The 15,795-nt window shown below is 61.8% G+C and carries 14 protein-coding genes, 3 pseudogenes and 1 other annotated feature; of the genes and pseudogenes, 7 read left to right on the top strand and 10 right to left on the bottom strand.

The window, feature by feature from the left end:
* Nucleotides 1–30 precede the first annotated feature (30 nt).
* Both ABNQ38_RS06550 and ABNQ38_RS06545 read left to right on the top strand, forming a co-directional pair.
* On the top strand, nt 31–1,200 hold the full coding sequence (locus ABNQ38_RS06550; protein ID WP_377806329.1) for a hypothetical protein: 1,170 nt from the start codon (nt 31–33) through the stop codon (nt 1,198–1,200).
* 36 nt (nt 1,201–1,236) lie between these two features.
* Nucleotides 1,237–1,557 carry an IS4 family transposase gene (locus ABNQ38_RS06545; RefSeq protein ID WP_377806471.1) on the top strand — a complete coding sequence of 107 codons (321 nt, stop codon included), beginning with the start codon at nt 1,237–1,239 and terminating at the stop codon, nt 1,555–1,557.
* Between the two features lie 121 nt (nt 1,558–1,678).
* On the opposite strand, the gene ABNQ38_RS06540 is transcribed toward ABNQ38_RS06545, so the two are convergent.
* Nucleotides 1,679–2,950, bottom strand: coding sequence for a class I SAM-dependent methyltransferase (locus ABNQ38_RS06540; protein WP_377806328.1), 1,272 nt, complete (start codon nt 2,948–2,950; stop codon nt 1,679–1,681).
* A 309-nt stretch (nt 2,951–3,259) separates the two neighbouring features.
* Between ABNQ38_RS06540 and ABNQ38_RS06535 the strand changes: the two are divergent.
* Both ABNQ38_RS06535 and ABNQ38_RS06530 read left to right on the top strand, forming a co-directional pair.
* Nucleotides 3,260–4,141: pseudogene (locus tag ABNQ38_RS06535) on the top strand (IS3 family transposase).
* Nucleotides 3,490–3,605, top strand: a sequence feature (AL1L pseudoknot). (Overlaps the previous pseudogene by 116 nt.)
* An 87-nt stretch (nt 4,142–4,228) precedes the next feature.
* Nucleotides 4,229–4,990, top strand: a complete 762-nt coding sequence (locus tag ABNQ38_RS06530) for a GNAT family N-acetyltransferase (RefSeq protein ID WP_377806327.1) — start codon at nt 4,229–4,231, stop codon at nt 4,988–4,990.
* Nucleotides 4,991–5,340: 350 nt separating this feature from the next.
* On the opposite strand, the pseudogene ABNQ38_RS06525 reads toward ABNQ38_RS06530, so the two are convergent.
* A pseudogene (locus tag ABNQ38_RS06525) lies at nt 5,341–5,577 on the bottom strand (transposase); the annotation flags it as partial.
* Nucleotides 5,578–5,722: 145 nt separating this feature from the next.
* On the opposite strand from ABNQ38_RS06525, the gene ABNQ38_RS06520 reads away from it, so the two are divergent.
* Complete coding sequence (locus ABNQ38_RS06520) at nt 5,723–6,772, top strand: class I SAM-dependent methyltransferase (protein ID WP_377806326.1); 1,050 nt, start codon at nt 5,723–5,725, stop codon at nt 6,770–6,772.
* A 243-nt stretch (nt 6,773–7,015) separates the two neighbouring features.
* Here the strand turns inward: ABNQ38_RS06520 and ABNQ38_RS06515 are convergent, their stop codons facing one another.
* On the bottom strand, nt 7,016–8,341 hold the full coding sequence (locus tag ABNQ38_RS06515) for a nucleotide sugar dehydrogenase (RefSeq protein ID WP_377806325.1): 1,326 nt from the start codon (nt 8,339–8,341) through the stop codon (nt 7,016–7,018).
* A 184-nt stretch (nt 8,342–8,525) separates the two neighbouring features.
* A complete protein-coding gene (locus ABNQ38_RS06510; RefSeq protein WP_377806324.1) occupies nt 8,526–9,017 on the bottom strand; it encodes an RT0821/Lpp0805 family surface protein in 492 nt (163 codons plus the stop codon).
* 186 nt (nt 9,018–9,203) lie between these two features.
* On the opposite strand from ABNQ38_RS06510, the gene ABNQ38_RS06505 reads away from it, so the two are divergent.
* A complete protein-coding gene (locus ABNQ38_RS06505; protein ID WP_377806323.1) occupies nt 9,204–9,818 on the top strand; it encodes a GNAT family N-acetyltransferase in 615 nt (204 codons plus the stop codon).
* Nucleotides 9,819–9,879: 61 nt separating this feature from the next.
* Here ABNQ38_RS06505 and ABNQ38_RS06500 read toward each other — a convergent pair whose 3' ends face one another.
* The 5 genes from ABNQ38_RS06500 to ABNQ38_RS06480 all read right to left on the bottom strand — a co-directional run bounded on the left by ABNQ38_RS06500 (nt 9,880) and on the right by ABNQ38_RS06480 (nt 13,393).
* Complete coding sequence (locus tag ABNQ38_RS06500; protein WP_377806322.1) at nt 9,880–10,200, bottom strand: DUF6916 family protein; 321 nt, start codon at nt 10,198–10,200, stop codon at nt 9,880–9,882.
* Between the two features lie 85 nt (nt 10,201–10,285).
* Nucleotides 10,286–10,960: a phage tail protein gene (locus tag ABNQ38_RS06495; protein ID WP_377806321.1), complete on the bottom strand. Its 675-nt coding sequence runs from the start codon at nt 10,958–10,960 to the stop codon at nt 10,286–10,288.
* Nucleotides 10,961–11,098: 138 nt separating this feature from the next.
* Nucleotides 11,099–11,770 (bottom strand): phage tail protein, encoded by a 672-nt coding sequence (locus ABNQ38_RS06490; RefSeq protein ID WP_377806320.1) that lies wholly within the window; start codon nt 11,768–11,770, stop codon nt 11,099–11,101.
* 138 nt (nt 11,771–11,908) lie between these two features.
* Nucleotides 11,909–12,580, bottom strand: a complete 672-nt coding sequence (locus tag ABNQ38_RS06485; RefSeq protein ID WP_377806319.1) for a phage tail protein — start codon at nt 12,578–12,580, stop codon at nt 11,909–11,911.
* A gap of 138 nt (nt 12,581–12,718) precedes the next feature.
* Nucleotides 12,719–13,393: a phage tail protein gene (locus ABNQ38_RS06480; protein ID WP_377806318.1), complete on the bottom strand. Its 675-nt coding sequence runs from the start codon at nt 13,391–13,393 to the stop codon at nt 12,719–12,721.
* Nucleotides 13,394–13,868: 475 nt separating this feature from the next.
* Here ABNQ38_RS06480 and ABNQ38_RS06475 point away from each other — a divergent pair.
* A pseudogene (locus tag ABNQ38_RS06475) lies at nt 13,869–14,687 on the top strand (DUF4347 domain-containing protein); the annotation flags it as partial.
* 905 nt (nt 14,688–15,592) lie between these two features.
* Here the strand turns inward: ABNQ38_RS06475 and ABNQ38_RS06470 are convergent.
* Complete coding sequence (locus ABNQ38_RS06470; RefSeq protein ID WP_377806481.1) at nt 15,593–15,727, bottom strand: hypothetical protein; 135 nt, start codon at nt 15,725–15,727, stop codon at nt 15,593–15,595.
* Nucleotides 15,728–15,795 lie beyond the last annotated feature (68 nt).

Below are 15,795 nucleotides of genomic sequence, written 5' to 3'. Positions count from 1 at the left end.
CCGAATGGGTCCGTCCGGAAAGCTTTTCCCATGCCGAACCGTTCTTCGCCGCCTTCTCTGGTTCCCCAGATCGACTATGCCCACCATCCCGGATTCGTGGACATCGCCGTCTGCCCAGGCGATCCGGCAATGTCCGCCTTGGTGGAGGATGCGGAGCGCTCGGTCGCCGCTGCACTGCGTGAGGTCAAGCACCCTAACGCCCGTTTGGAACCGCTGTTCGAGAGGATGATCCGGCTCCCGGTCGAGCGGCTTTTCCACGCGGTGGCCGACGGAGCACAGGAAGTTCCCGAATCCGGCAAGGCGATGGAGAGCCTTGCCCAGATGAGCTTGAAGCGTCTGTGGGCCGATTTCCATCATGCCCGCCGGTCCGGAGGCTACCGTTTCCTGGACATGACGCTCCGCGAAGAAGCCATGTACAGCGAATTGAGGACGAAGGGCTATGTCTGCGGCCGGTTGGAGGAGGACGATTTGACCGCCCTGCAGGGCGGTCTCCAGCAGGCCAGGGCCCAGGTCAGGGCGCGGCAGGCGGAAGGTGGCCTGCGTCGCGAGGACCTTTCCTGCAACGATGTCGGACCGGAGTTCCATGCTCTCTTCGCCGAGATCCTCCGGCGCTCGGGCATGGTGCGGGCGGCTTCCAACGCGCTCTGCCAAAATCTCGACTATTGGGGATTCACGATGGAACTGTCCGTGCCGCAGTCCCACTGGTGGAAGGGGCGGTACGGCGACCTGCGATGCGAGTCCAACCACACCGCTTATTATCATGGGGACGAGGGAAGCGACCTGATAAAGGTGATCATCTACCTGTCGGATGTGAGCGACCGAAATGGGCCGTTCAGCTTTCTGCCCGGAAGCTGGCGCGTGGCCCCGCCCCACCTGCAGTTCGCCGTGTCGCGTGTGGTCGACGCCCTCTACATGCCCATGGGCTATTCCGACATCGGCGGTCATCCCCACACCCTTGCAAGCAGGGAAGGACGGAAGCATTTCGCTGTTCTTCCGCCTGAACTGCGGCATGTCTCCCACTGGGGCAATGATGTGGTCCCCGGTTCCGGCCTAGAGCAGGCAGTCATGAAGGATGAGAGCCGGATGACCGGGAGCGCAGGCCGCTTCATCCTGTTCGATGGCGCAAGGCTCTTCCACCGCGGCGGCCTCGTGGAAAGCGGAGAGCGCTGGGCATGCCAGGTTATTCTGAGGCCGGTATGATCCTGCCGCGGTCTGGACGTGCGCCTTTGAGCGCTTCTGGCCCCTGCTGGGGTTCTTGTCCATCGTCGCCGTCCGGCTTCTGCAGATCCGCAAGGCGGCACGCTGGCCCCCGGAGGCCACCAGCGACGAGCCGGAAGGCGCGGTGCGGTTGCTCGCCGCTGCCTTGAGATACCCCCGGCGGCTGTCACCAGCCACCGGGACTTTCATCGCGGCGTCGCTCGCCTTGGCGGTTTCCTGGCCCGCAAACGCGATGGCGAGCCGGGCTGGCAGACCTTGCGGTTTGGCTTTGAACGCCTCTTTCTGCTCATGCTCGGCGCTCAGCTCGCTTCCGCGCTCGATCCCCCGAGATGTGGGTAACGGCAAGGCCTGAAGGCAGGGGGAGGTTCAGTTTGCTGGTGACCTCGCTCCTCGGACGGGGATCACGCTTTGCGAGATCGGCTCTCGGTGTCCTTTCTGCCGGGGGAAGGTCGGGTGCTCATCATTCGGCTCCCTTGGACGGTTCATGGCCGAACCCCCGATCCGGATCGGCGCGTCGGACAAAGGCGCACAGCGTGTACTTGCCTGAAGGCTCACGCAAGCGTTCCAAGGAGACAAGAGCGAAGCCCGCGCGCTCGACCAGAATTGCAAGGGACACCGGGGAAAAGACGTGATGATGTTCGATGAAGAACTCTTCCCGGTTCTGGCTGACAGGAGCGGTGGCAGCGGCGGTGTCGGGCACCTCGATATAAATGAAACCGTTTGCGTTCAGTAGGGGATGGGTCCTGGCAAGCATGCCTAGGGGGTCTACCACATGCTCCAGTACCTTATTGAGAGTGATGGCGTCAAAAGTTCCCAGCGCGGTTAGGTCGAGCGCCATGAAGTTGCCAACGACCGCGGCACACCCCACCACATTGCGGATGTGTTGGGCGGCACGAGGGTCGGGATCAAGCGCAACACATGACCAACCTCTTCCTGTCATGCCCCAGGGGAAGACGCCAAGCCCCGCGCCGATGTCCAGAAGCGCCGGCTCCTTTTCGAGGTGAGAGCCGATTCCCACTCGGCTGGCGAATGCCACTATCCGCTGCACGCGGTGGGTGTTGTCAGACCGTTCTGGCGGTAAGGCTACGATGCGTTCGAAACTGTGGCGCATGCCGTCTGCAGAGCCATAGGTGGCATCTGCATAGGCGCCTTCGTACAAAGCCGACAGGTCCATGCTGTGGACCGAGCGGAAATGGCCGCAGTTGCGGCAGCGGCGGTACTCACGCCGGTATTCGGCGCCGCGCCAGTCAAAGCGGGTTTCCCCAGGTGGGGGCGCGTCATAGGTTAGTGCCACATCCGCGGCAACGGCGCTGCAGATCGGACAACAATTGTCGGGTCTCGTGAGAGCAGCACCGGCATCATCCAAAGCAGCGAGCAGTCTGCCAATCTCGGCATCGGTGTCCAACCACTGCACAACCCGCAGCCCTTCGTCGGCCATGTAGCGTGCAAAACTTGCCTCCTGGCCATGATCCACCAGCAAAAGAAACAAATCTCCAAGCTGATTCAGCGCCAGAAGCCCCCGCAGCCCGTCACGTGTGAGCCGCCCGTTGAGCGACGGTGTGGCGTAGAAGCCCCAGGATTTGCGGAGAACATCATACTCGACGCCAGCTTCTGTAATACAGGTCACCTGCTCGTCAGGATCAAGACGCAGCCGGCCACAATCGGCCAAGGTGACGGTTGATCCGAAACCAACCGAGAACCGGCGCGGCGGATCGACGGGATCAAAATTCATTCAGATCTCCGAAGACGTACTGGAAAACAATGAGCACAGCGAACCATGTGCATCGCCGCTGGATAGGCAGAATCCAATCATGGAAGGCATGGCTTTGTCCGCTTTCGTCTTAGAAGAACATCAGGAATGGAAAGCAGGTTTGTTTGGTTCTTGATCACCAGAACGGATCCTGCGGTCAGGTATGCAGCAATTGCCACGCAAGTGGTTACGGCCACCACTTTTGACATTGTATCAACTGGCAATGGAAGCCACAACCTGAACCACGCTGGGTTTGTCGGAGGCTCCATCTTCTGAGAGAGCGGGGTCATCATGACGAAACCGACATCATCCAAATACGCCCCTGAAGTCCGCGAACTTGCGGTTCGGATGGTGTTCGAGCGCGAAGGCAAGCATGCATCGCAGTGGGCGGCGATCAGCTCGATTGTGGCGAAGATCGGCTGCAATCCCGAGACCCTGCGGAACTGGGTCCGGCAGGCCGAGCGTGACCGGGGCAAGCGGCCCGGTCCGACAACGGACGAACAGGAGCGGATCAAGGCGTCGGCGTATTTCGCCCAGGCGGAGCTCGACCGCCCGTTCAAGAAATGATCGCCTTCATCGACGCGCAGCGCGTTGTTTAGGGGTCGAGCCTATCTGCCGCGTGCTGCCGATCGCCCCGTCGACTTACCACGCCCATGCCGCCCGTCGGGCCGATCCGACCAAGGCGCCAGCCCGCTCGCGAAACGACGCGGGGCTGAGTGTTGCTATCCGGCGGGTCTGGGACGCGAACTTCCAGGTCTATGGGGTTCGCAAAGTCTGGCGGCAGTTGCGGCGGGACGGCATTGACGTGGCGCGCTGCACGGTGGTCCGGCTGATGAAGCAGATGGGCTTGAAGGGAGCGATGCGTGGCAAGACGGTGCGCATCACGATCAGCGACAAAGCCGCGCCCTGCCCCGCTGACCGGGTGAACCGCCAATTCCGGGCGCCACGCCCTCCGTGGACGGCGTCGGCGATTCCTACGATAACGCCTTGGCCGAGACCATCAACGGTCTCTACAAGACCGAGGCAATCCGCCGCCGCGGATCGTGGCGCACCCTGGAGTGGGTCGACTGGTTCAACAACCGGCGCCTCCTCGAACCCATCGGCAACATTCCTCCCGCCGAGGCCGAAGCGCGCTACTATGCCCAAACCGAGGACGTCGCTATGGCGGCGTGACTCAACACAAATGGCCTCCAGGAAACTCGGGGCGATTCATGATGGCTTTGCTCGATGCCTGTCCAACCTTGACCGCAGCATGTGACGATGCTCCATAATCTGACTGTTTCGGGTGCCCCTCCGGAGAATGACCGGCTTCGGGTTGTTCCCCAGCCCTTCGAGATGGCGTTCCTTGGGGGGCCTGTCTGGCGGGCCTTTGCCGAGGATGCGGTTCCACCAACACCAGAGGATGCGAGTTCCCTGGTCCAGGCCGCTGAATCCGCCGGCGTGAAGTTGATCGTCTGCCGCGTGCCATATGGCACGCGCTTGAGCCAAGTGCTGGCTGACGCTGGATTCCGTGCGGTGGAAAACTTGGTAACCTTTCGTCGCGACCTTGCCCCCTCCCTGTCCTGTCCCGAGAGTCCAGTCACTCCCGCCCTGCCGGGTGACCGTCCGGGCTGCATTGATATTGGACGCACCGCTTTCCTTTTCGACCGCTTTCATCGGGATGTTGGTCCCGAGGTTGGGGATGCGATCAAAGCAGCCTGGATTGACAACGCCTTTGCAGGACGGGCTGATGTGATTCTGGTAAGCCGCAGCCAAGGGCGGCCCACCGGGTTTGTTTCCTGTCTAGAACGTGGAGATACTGCGGTTATCGACCTTATTGCCGTCGCCCCGGCTTGGCAGGGGCAAGGCATCGGACGGTCGTTGATTTGTGGAGTGCTGGCCCATTACACGGGCCGGCTAGGCCGTGTCCAAGTGGGAACACAGGAAGACAATTGGGCATCCTGCCACCTCTACCACTCCCAGGGGTTTGAGATAATTGATCGACATACGACTTTCCATTGGTCGCCCCGCTCTCCTTCTTGAACCGCTGTGAGGCCGCGACCATCACTGTTGCCGACATCTCTTCACTTCATGGTGCCGGACGGCTACCTGCCCGCGACGGATTTTCGCTGAATGCCCGCCGGACATATCGGCCGGGGCGTGGTCCCGCCGCACCGCACGGCTGGGCAACCTCCAACGCCGGATTGGTTTGGCGCTCGGCTGGCGCAACGATTAGCGATGCCGGCCAGTGGCGACACGCTCCTCCGGCCAGTCCGCCGGACCGAAGCTGCTCCGCGCCCTGCCCTGCACATTGTCGGAATCGACGACTTCGCGTGGTGCAAGGGCAACCGCTACGGCACCATCTTGGTGGACCTGGAACGGCATACTGTCATCGACCCGCTTCCAGACCGCGACGCGGACATCGCCGCCCGGTGGCTGATGATGTTGGCCAGCGAGTGCACCGTGCGCGTTGGATCGCGCGGGTCCTCAATGCAGCCGGCCGGCCGATTGGCAATCCCCAGCCGCTTTGCCACCTCCCGCAGCACAAGCAGCCCGCCATCGGAGGACAGCTGCCCGCCATCGAAGCGCCCGATCACCGGCTTTCCAGCCAGAGGTGACAGACCGGGCAGCGGCGGGGTATGATCAACCCTGGCGGGTGGACGCTCCGGAAACGGTGGGGATTGGTTTCAGCACCCAAATCCTAAGGCCGATCAACCGATGCCGCTATATCCGCTAACCCTCATGAATTTCCCCGGCTAGCAAGGAACCACACAAGTGCCTGAAAAGTACCTGGAAATTCTACGGTCCCTTGTTGACCTGTGCGCCAGGATTCCCAATACGCCGATGACCGCTCAGGCGCGAATTTCCGCTTTGGCAACGATGAATCTGCGATATGAAGCCATCCAGACGAACCGCAACCTGAGTGAACATCCCTACATTCTGACTGAGACTTTCGTCGTCGATGCGATTCGCCATATTCAGGCCTGGAGTGAATCACTCTACGCGGAGTCCGTGGACAATGGATTTCCGACAGCCCGCAAGGGTGATATGGAAGAAATGCATGAAGACCTCTTCCAGAAGTTGTGGACCCAATACGACATTGATCAATACAAACAGGATCGAATTGCGCGCTACGAACGGCGGATCGACATCAACGATATACGCCCCTTGGTTGAAGGCCGGGATTGTATCGATTTCGGATGCGGCCACGGCAACTTCGCCCACGCCTTGATCAATCGTGGCGCCCGGCGAGTGGTGGGGATCGATTACGGCGAAGGTAGCCTGCGTCACGCCGAGACGATGCGCGACATCCTGGGGGTTTCCGAGGACCGCATTCTTTTCCGCCATGCCACCGTTTATGATACCGGGGAGCCCGACGGGACCTATGATTTTGCGATCCAGAACGGTGTCTTTCATCACCTGGACGATGAGGATCGCGCCTACCGTGAGGTGTATCGGGTACTGAAGACCGGAGGCTGGTTCTGGGTCTACACCGACGGGAAGGGGGCGATCAGCCATCATCTGTGGGACGCCTCAAGGGCCGCCCTGAGCAATGTTCCCCCTGATTACATCATCGCTCAACTGGCGAACCTCAATCTTTCCATTGGCAAGCGCTATCATCTGGGCGATGGCTTCAACGCCATTTACCGCCACACCACCTGGGAGGAAGTGACCGAACGGCTTGGCCGGATGGGATTTGGCAATTTCCGTCGTTTGACCGGCGGGTTCCCTACCGATTTCGACCATGATGCCATCGTCGCCGACCACTATGGCAAGGAGAAGTTCGGTTCGGGCGATCTGCGCTTCGTCTGCCAGAAACTCTGATACCGAGTCCCAGTAAACGTGAAAGTGCGGATCAAAATCCGAGGCTGGGGCAGATCGAGGGCTTCAGCCCGCTCCTCGGGGTTTTTGACAGGAGTTCGCCCTACCCGTTGCCGCTGCCATTCTCTTCATCGGCAGCGGCCTCGCCCAACACTGAAGACCGCCCCCTGGAGTTGCCGGCATCAGGGCTGGTGGGTCATGTCGAAACTCTCGGCATGGTCTCTAGCCCCCGGTAGAACTGTGACGTTACGCCAGCACGACCGTCGCCTGGCCGCTGACCGTCCGCATGGCATTGCGGGTATCCACGATCAGGGGAACGCTGTCGGTCAGCAATTGGTAGTCGACCGCATCATGATCCGTGCAGACCAGCGCGGCGTCATAGACCGACAGCCCTTCAGCGGTCAGGGCCACGCTTTGTCGTCCGGTATAGTGGGCGTGCTCCCTCGTCGGAGGAATCACAGAAACATGGGGGTCGTGGTAATCGACGACGGCTCCCCGCTGCTCCAGAAGGTCCAGCAGGGCAAAGGCCGGACTCTCGCGGATATCGTCCACATTCTTTTTATAGGCAAGGCCGAGCAACAAGATGCGGCTGCCCTTCAGGCTCTTGGCGGAGTGGTCGTTGAGGGCGTTCTGCAGGGCTTGCGCGACATAATCCGGCATTGCGGAATTGATTTCACCTGCCAACTCGATGAAGCGCGTGTTGAGACTGTATTCACGCGCCTTCCAGGTCAGATAGAATGGGTCGATCGGGATGCAGTGGCCGCCCAGGCCGGGGCCGGGATAGAAGGGCATGTAGCCGAAGGGCTTGCTCTTGGCCGCTTCGATCACTTCCCAGATGTCGATTCCCATCCTGGCGAAAACCATCTTCAGTTCATTCACCAGAGCAATATTGACAGAACGGAAGATGTTTTCGGTTAGCTTGACCGCCTCGGCCACTTGGGCAGAACTGACCGGCACCACCTGCGAGACGACTTTATCATAGAGAGCGCACGCGATCCGCCCGGCATCGGCGCCGACACCACCGACAACTTTCGGGATTGTCCGGGTTGTGAACTTGACATTGCCGGGATCCTCCCGTTCTGGCGAGTAGGCAAGGAAGAAATCATGCCCGCTCTTCAACCCGCTCCGCTCCAGGATGGATTGCAGGATTTCCTGGGTGGTCCCCGGCCATGTGGTGGATTCCAGGATCACGACCTGACCCGGACGAAGATAGGGGATCAATGCCTCCGCCGTCTTTTCGACATAGCTGAGGTCCGGCTCACGCTGTTTGGTCAGAGGGGTCGGCACGCAGATGATCAGGGCATCGGCCTCCGACAGATCGGCCATGCCGTTGGTGGCCCGCAGGCGCTTTTCGGCAACCAGAGAAGATAGCGGTGACGCGTCGATGTGAGCGATGTAACAGCACCCTTGGTTCAGCTGCTCGCACTTGGCTTGGTCGATGTCATATCCGATGGTGCGGAATCCGGCCTGCCCGAATGCTATGAGCAATGGCAGTCCAACATAACCAAGGCCGATCACACCGACGACAGCCTTCTTGGCCTCGATCTTCGCAATCAGATCGTCAGAGGACATCGAAGGATTCGAAGCGAAGTGGGCGTGCAAGTAGAGACCTTTCTGTGCTGGCTCGCCGTGCGGCAGCCGGAGGGAAGCGGCTGTCTGGCGCCGCTGAAAGAAGACAGGCGGAGTGTTTCACGGCGCAGTCTGAAACCGCAACCAATGCTCGCTGCCGATAAGCCGAGATGCTTCGCCCTTTCCCTTACCCCACGATCTTCCACGACCCGTCGGGCTGGCGGCAGGCGGTGCCGAAGGCCTGTTCGGTGCGGCCGCCGACGACGATGGTCTGCTGGAACTCGCGGCAGTAGGAGCCGGAGCCGTCATAGCCGTCGCGCACCGGCACGATGGTGCCCTGGTTGCCGGACTGCGGGTTGTTCCAGCTGATCCGCTGGCCGATCGGCGCGCTGTAGGCCTGATAGGCGGCGCGGTCGGCATATTGCTGGTCGGCGCGGTCGAGCGAGGCGCCGATCTCACGCCCCGCAAAGGCGCCCAGCAGCGTGCCGATGCCGACCGCCACCAGCTTGCCCGAACCGCCGCCGAAGCGCGAACCGATCAGGCCGCCGGCGACGGCGCCGCCGACGGTGCCGACCCCCTCCTTGGTGCCCATCGACCCGGTCTGGCAGCCGGCCAGCATGGTGGACAGCGCAAGCACGGCGACTGCAGCGATACGGGTGGGGCGGATGTGGGCACGCATCGGAGTGGGCTTTCTTTTTTCCAAAGGGCGCTGTCTCCGTTTATAGCGCAAGCGTTGCCTTTTGTGCAGCCGGTCCATCCCGTTTTCCCGTCGCATTTCCGTGCGGCCCGCTCCTGTCCGACCATCAACGGGTGTCTTGCCATCCACCCGCTCCTGCGGCTATCTAGACGGAATGTTTTCACCACCATGAAGAGTGATCGTATGGCGGCCTATCAGGGAAGCCTGCCATTGATGGGCGGCCTGTCGATGCGTCATCCCCGGCCTTCGGACGATGATTTCCTGCTGGGGCTGTTCATGGATGCCCGCCCCTGGCTCGCCCAGGCCCACCAGGACCGCGATTTCATCCGCACGCTGTACGAACAGCAGTACAGCGCCATGCGGACCGGGCAGGAAACCCGCTATCCGCAGCATCTGGATTTCGTCGTGGAGAAGGTCGGGCAGCCGGTCGGCCGGATCGTCATGGATCTGGGGCGCTGGGACTGGCGCGTGGCCGAGGTCGAGATCCACAAGCTCGCCCGCGGCAAGGGCATCGGCACCGATCTGCTGCGCAGCCTGCAAGGCTCGGCGATGGAGCTCCGCCTGCCGATGACCCTGTCGGTGAACGAAACAGACACGCGCGTCCACTGGTTCTACCACCGGCTGGGCTTCGACCTGCTGGTGCAGGCTCCGCCGATGCTGGAGTTGATCTGGCTGCCGCCCGGCCATCCGGGCATCCAGCATCTGCCGCCGCAGATCCTGCCGCCCCAGCTGCGGCAGGGCGGCGTCGCCAGTGCCCCGGCCATGCCGAAGGCCGGCCTTTGAAATGAGAACCGCCGCTCCCGCATGGGGGGCGGCGGTCCGAAGGCCGATTGCGCGGTTGCGGTCAGTTCATGACGAGTTCGAAGCAGGCCCGTGCCGGGTCGCGTGGAATCGACCGGACGACGAAGAACGGCCCCATCGTCCCCTCGGTCGGGTGATCGATCAGGTAATTGCCGTTCCCCACCCCGCTCTCCCCCGGCGTTTCGAACGTCAGGGCGAAGGATGTCCGCTTCGCCCAGCGGGGGGTGAACTCCGGCCGTTCGATAACAACGGTCAGTTCGACCTCGGCGATCAGGGACCGATCCTCCGGCGCCAGAAATCGGAAGGTCTGGCCGATATGCGGGATGAAGGGTTCGGCGGACAGCGTGCTGTAATCGGCGGTCATGGCGGGCGTTCCGGAGGCAGGGTGGCGTTTTGCGGGCGAAAGCGCCCCGGCCCGCAGAACGCGGAACCGGGGCGCCAGCCTATGCTCAGTCGCGGGTCGGGAAAATACCCATGGTGACGATGTACATGGTGACCGCCAGATAGGGCTGCAGGTTCGTGAACGGAGCCGGCGTTGCCTGACCGCCGCCCGGCGACACGGCGACCGTGCCGCCGCCGCCGGCGACGGTGACGGTGCCGGTGGCGTTGCCGATCAGGTTCGCACCGCTACCGGGGGCGGTGGCGGTGTAGGGGCCTTCGGTCTGCCAATCGGTGAAGGTGCTGGCGTCGCTGACCTTGACGCCGCCGAGATAGTTGGTGCCGACCCCCGGCGTCGGCAGGTTGGCCTGCGCCGTCGAAATCGGGATCGTCACGTTGGCGTTGATGGTGGAGCTGGACGAACCGCCGCCCGGCGTGAAGCTGGCGGCGTGGGTGTGCACCGGCAGATTGGTCAGGTTCAGCGTGCTGGCCGCCGTACCGCCGCTGGAAGCGACGTTCACGGTCGCATTGTTCAGATAGGGGCTGACGCCGGACCCCATGAGGACGCGGCCGCGCAGGTCTGGCGCCTTGAAATTCGGGTTACCGGTGCCGCCGTACAGGGTGCCGATGATCGCGTACAACGCCTGGTTCTGCGATACGGTCAGGTCCTGGCCCCAGCATTGGACGGTGCCCTGCGGTGCGAAAGCGCCGGCGAAGGGGAAGATCAGGCCGAGATAAGCGTCCATGACGAAACCTCCAATATGATTAAGATTGATTGATGCGGACACCGACGCGCCGCCGCGGAGTGCGATGCGAACCGAGGGACGCGCACGGTGAAAAGTGTGAGGTGATGCGAATGGGCAGGTTGCCCTTGCAGCCGACCGTCAGTCGCGGGTCGGGTAATAACCCAAGGTGACGATGTACATGGTGACCGCCAGATAGGGCTGCAGGTTGGAGAACGCAGCCGGCACCGTCTGGCCGCCGCCCGGCGACACGGTGACCGTGCCGCCGCCGCCGGTGACGGTGACGGTGCCGGTGGCGGTGCCGATCAGGTTCGCACCGCTACCGGGGGCGGTGGCGGTGTAGGGGCCTTCGGTCTGCCAATCGGTGAAGGTGCTGGCGTCGCTGACCTTGACGCCGCCGAGATAGTTGGTGCCGGCCCCCGGCGTCGGCAGGTTGGCCTGCGCCGTCGAAATCGGGATCGTCACGTTGGCGCTGATGGTCGAGGTGGAGGAACCGCCGCCCGGCGTGAAGCTGGCGGCGTGGGTGTGCACCGGCAGATTGGTCGAGTTCAGCGTGGTGGTCGCCGTACCGCCGAAGTTGCCGGGATTCAGGCTCGTGTTCAGATACGGACTCGCGCCGGAACCGACAAGGACGCGGCCACGCAGATCCGGCACATTGAAAACGGTTTTGGCATCACCGCCATACAGATTGTATACAAGAGAATACAACGCCTGATTTTGCTGTACGGTCATTTGCTGGCCCCAGCATTGGGCGGTGCCCTGCGGCGCGAAGGTGCCGGCAAACGGAAAGATCAGGCCGATATAAGCGTCCATGAAATAACCTCCAATATGATTAAGACCGATTGACGCGGACACTGACGCGCCGCTGCGGAATGCGACGCGAGCCGAGGGACGCGCACGGTGGAAAGTGTGGGGTGATGCGAATGGGCAGGTTGCCCTTGCAGCCGACCGTCAGTCGCGGGTCGGGTAAAGACCCATGGTGACGATGTACATGGTGACCGCCAGATAGGGCTGCAGGTTGGAGAACGCAGCCGGCACCGTCTGGCCGCCGCCCGGCGACACGGTGACCGTGCCGCCGCCGCCGGTGACGGTGACGGTGCCGGTGGCGGTGCCGATCAGGTTCGCACCGCTACCGGGGGCGGTGGCGGTGTAGGGGCCTTCGGTCTGCCAATCGGTGAAGGTGCTGGCGTCGCTGACCTTGACGCCGCCGAGATAGTTGGTGCCGGCCCCCGGCGTCGGCAGGTTGGCCTGCGCCGTCGAAATCGGGATCGTCACGTTGGCGCTGATGGTCGAGGTGGAGGAACCGCCGCCCGGCGTGAAGCTGGCGGCGTGGGTGTGCACCGGCAGATTGGTCGAGTTCAGCGTGGTGGTCGCCGTACCGCCGAAGTTGCCGGGATTCAGGCTCGTGTTCAGATACGGACTCGCGCCGGAACCGACAAGGACGCGGCCACGCAGATCCGGCACATTGAAAACGGTTTTGGCATCACCGCCATACAGATTGTATACAAGAGAATACAACGCCTGATTTTGCTGTACGGTCATTTGCTGGCCCCAGCATTGGGCGGTGCCCTGCGGCGCGAAGGTGCCGGCAAACGGAAAGATCAGGCCGATATAAGCGTCCATGAAATAACCTCCAATATGATTAAGACCGATTGACGCGGACACTGACGCGCCGCTGCGGAATGCGACGCGAGCCGAGGGACGCGCACGGTGGAAAGTGTGGGGTGATGCGAATGGGCAGGTTGCCCTTGCAGCCGACCGTCAGTCGCGGGTCGGGTAAAGACCCATGGTGACGATGTACATGGTGACCGCCAGATAGGGCTGCAGGTTGGAGAACGCAGCCGGCACCGTCTGGCCGCCGCCCGGCGACACGGTGACCGTGCCGCCGCCGCCGGTGACGGTGACGGTGCCGGTGGCGGTGCCGATCAGGTTCGCACCGCTACCGGGGGCGGTGGCGGTGTAGGGGCCTTCGGTCTGCCAATCGGTGAAGGTGCTGGCGTCGCTGACCTTGACGCCGCCGAGATAGTTGGTGCCGGCCCCCGGCGTCGGCAGGTTGGCCTGCGCCGTCGAAATCGGGATCGTCACGTTGGCGCTGATGGTCGAGGTGGAGGAACCGCCGCCCGGCGTGAAGCTGGCGGCGTGGGTGTGCAGCGGCAGATTGGCCAGGGTCAGCGTGGTGGTCGCCGTACCGCCGTGGGAGGCGACGGCCACGGTCGCGTTGTTCAGATAGGGGCTGACGCCGGCCCCCATCAGGACGCGGCCGCGCAGGTCCGGCACATTGAAATTGGTTTTGGCATCGCCGCCGTAGATATTGGAGACGAGGGAAAACAATGCCGCATTTTGCTGTACGGCCATTTGCTGGCCCCAGCATTGGGCGGTGCCATACGGTGCGTAGGTGCCGGCGAACGGGAAGATCAGGCCGAGATAAGCGTCCATGAGGAAGTCTCCAAACCGGTTGATGCAGAATTGTCGTGAGCGGCGATGAGCACCCACCGGCCGGAGGGAAGGCTCCGCGCTGGTAAGGTAGAAAGAATACGCGAATATTCTCTAAAAACGCTAGTCTGTCCACATCGCAGGGACAAGAGCTTGCCTCTCCATAAATATTAACCATTCAAAAATCATACTATTATATGTATGCGCATACCGATGTATGTGTATACGCGAGGGATTTTGACTGTTGCGGAGGAGTGCCGTGACAGATCTGAAACCTTTCAGTCAATATTTGACGAGATATTGCAAAATGAAGCGTACTCTTGGCCATGAAGGAACACGAATCGGACAAAAAAAACACAGAGACTCCGCAACCTTGAGATTTCACGGCGTTGTATGAACATGTGATTAGGTGGTATCTTCCCTCGGATATCACACTTATGGGTAACCGCTTTTGGCGCAAAGTCGGGCGGTCTGGTGAATGTCGGGGAGAGGGGCTATGGCGCGCATGCATGGGGCGAAGGGCGTTGGTGCGAACGGTGGCTCCGGCAAGACGCGCAAACCGTCCCGATCCCCGTCCAGGTTCGCCATGGCCCTGGAACAGCGCTTCATGTTCGACGCGGCCGGCGTGGCGACGGCGACCGATCCCGCGGCCGCGGTTCAACCGGACATCCACACCGACACGGCAGCGGCCGACCACGACGTGACGAAGACGGCCATCGCGGATGCGGTGGCGCCCGCCGCCGTCCCGGTGGTCGATGCGGCACCGGCTCCGCAGGTCCTGCGTCAGGCCGATCCGGCGGCGAACGGCGGGCGGAAGGAAGCGGTGTTCATCAACCGGAACGTCGCCGGCTGGCAGTCCCTGGTGGACGGCACGAACGCCGGAATCGAGGTGGTCCTGCTCGATGCCTCCCAGGACGGCCTGTCACAGATGGCCCGGTGGGCGGAGACGCACCAGGGGTACGACGCCATCCATATCGTGAGCCACGGCAACGAAGGTTATGTGAACCTTGGCACGCTGACGTTGGACAGCCAGTCGGTGCAGGTGAGGGGGGCTGATCTGGCGGCAGTGGGGGCAGCGCTCACCTCGGACGGCGATCTCCTTCTTTATGGATGCCAAGTCGCGGGTGGCAAAGGGGAAGCCTTTCTCTCCGCTATGGCGGAGGCAACGCATGCGGATGTTGCCGCATCGACCAACAGCACAGGCCCAATACAGCAGGGTGGAGACTGGGCGCTCGAAAGGACAAGCGGCGGAATCGAGGCTTCCAATCCGTTCACCAGTGATGAAAGGGCATCCTTTTCCACATTGCTGACGGCGCCGTTGACAGGCACTACAATGACGTTCGGCACAGCTTCGGGAGCGGTCGCCAGTGCAGCAAACAACGTCAGTGCGAATGACATTTACGCTGACGGCACCACTGCATCCCAAAGGAGTGGTCTGAACGTATCCGTAGTAAGCAGCGGAACCAATGGCATTAGTTACAGCCTTACCGACTCCACGCAATCTGGCATAGTCGGAATCGGCGACCCTGCCCTTTTCATTGGGGGTGGCACTGGAGCCATGAGTAGCATAACTTTTTCCAGCAACAATTCAAGCTCATTTGGACTGTCCTCTTTTGATTTTTTCTTTGATTTAGCAGGAACTGCGAAAAGCACATCAAATGCTGCAACAATTACTGTGACTGTTACGGGCGCAAAATCCGGTGGCGGGACCGCCACTTTTTCTAGCAGCTACACGGAGGAAACAAAATATTCTTTGAATTTCACATCATTATCTGATTTCAGTAATATTACGAGCTTTACGCTTTCTTATTCATCAAGCCCTATAAAATTGATGTTTGATGATCTTACTCTTGCAGCGGTCACTTCAGGGCCAACCAACTCCGCTCCCGTCCTCGACAACACCAAGACCCCCGTCCTAAGCGGCGAGAACCAGTCTGTTGCGGTGAACACGCCCAGCGGCGCGGTCGGCACTCTGGTGTCGTCGTTGGTCGACAGCGGCGGCGTATTGAACAACGTAACCGATGCCGATAGCGGCGCTTTCACCGGCATCGCCCTGACCGCCGTCGATACGACCAACGGCAGCTGGTACTACACCACCAACAGTGGCTCCAACTGGAACTCGGTCGGCGCCGTCACGAGTAGCAGCGCTCTGCTTCTAAAGGCAGACGCCAATACCCGCCTGTTCTTCAAGGCCAACAGCGGCTATGCCGGCACGCTCAGCAACGCCATCACCTTCCGCGCCTGGGACCAGACCAGCGGCACCGCCGGCAGCACGGCCGACACCAGCACCAATGGCGGCAGTACTGCGTTCTCCACGGCCACGGACACTGCGAACATCACCGTTACCGACGATATCACGCCGACAGTCACCGGCGTCACCTCTTCGACTTCCGACGGCACTTATG

Source organism: Azospirillum sp. A29 (assembly GCF_042604625.1).
GTDB classification, from domain to species: Bacteria; Pseudomonadota; Alphaproteobacteria; order Azospirillales; family Azospirillaceae; genus Azospirillum; species Azospirillum palustre.
This window is presented reverse-complemented; position numbering and strand designations above follow the sequence as displayed.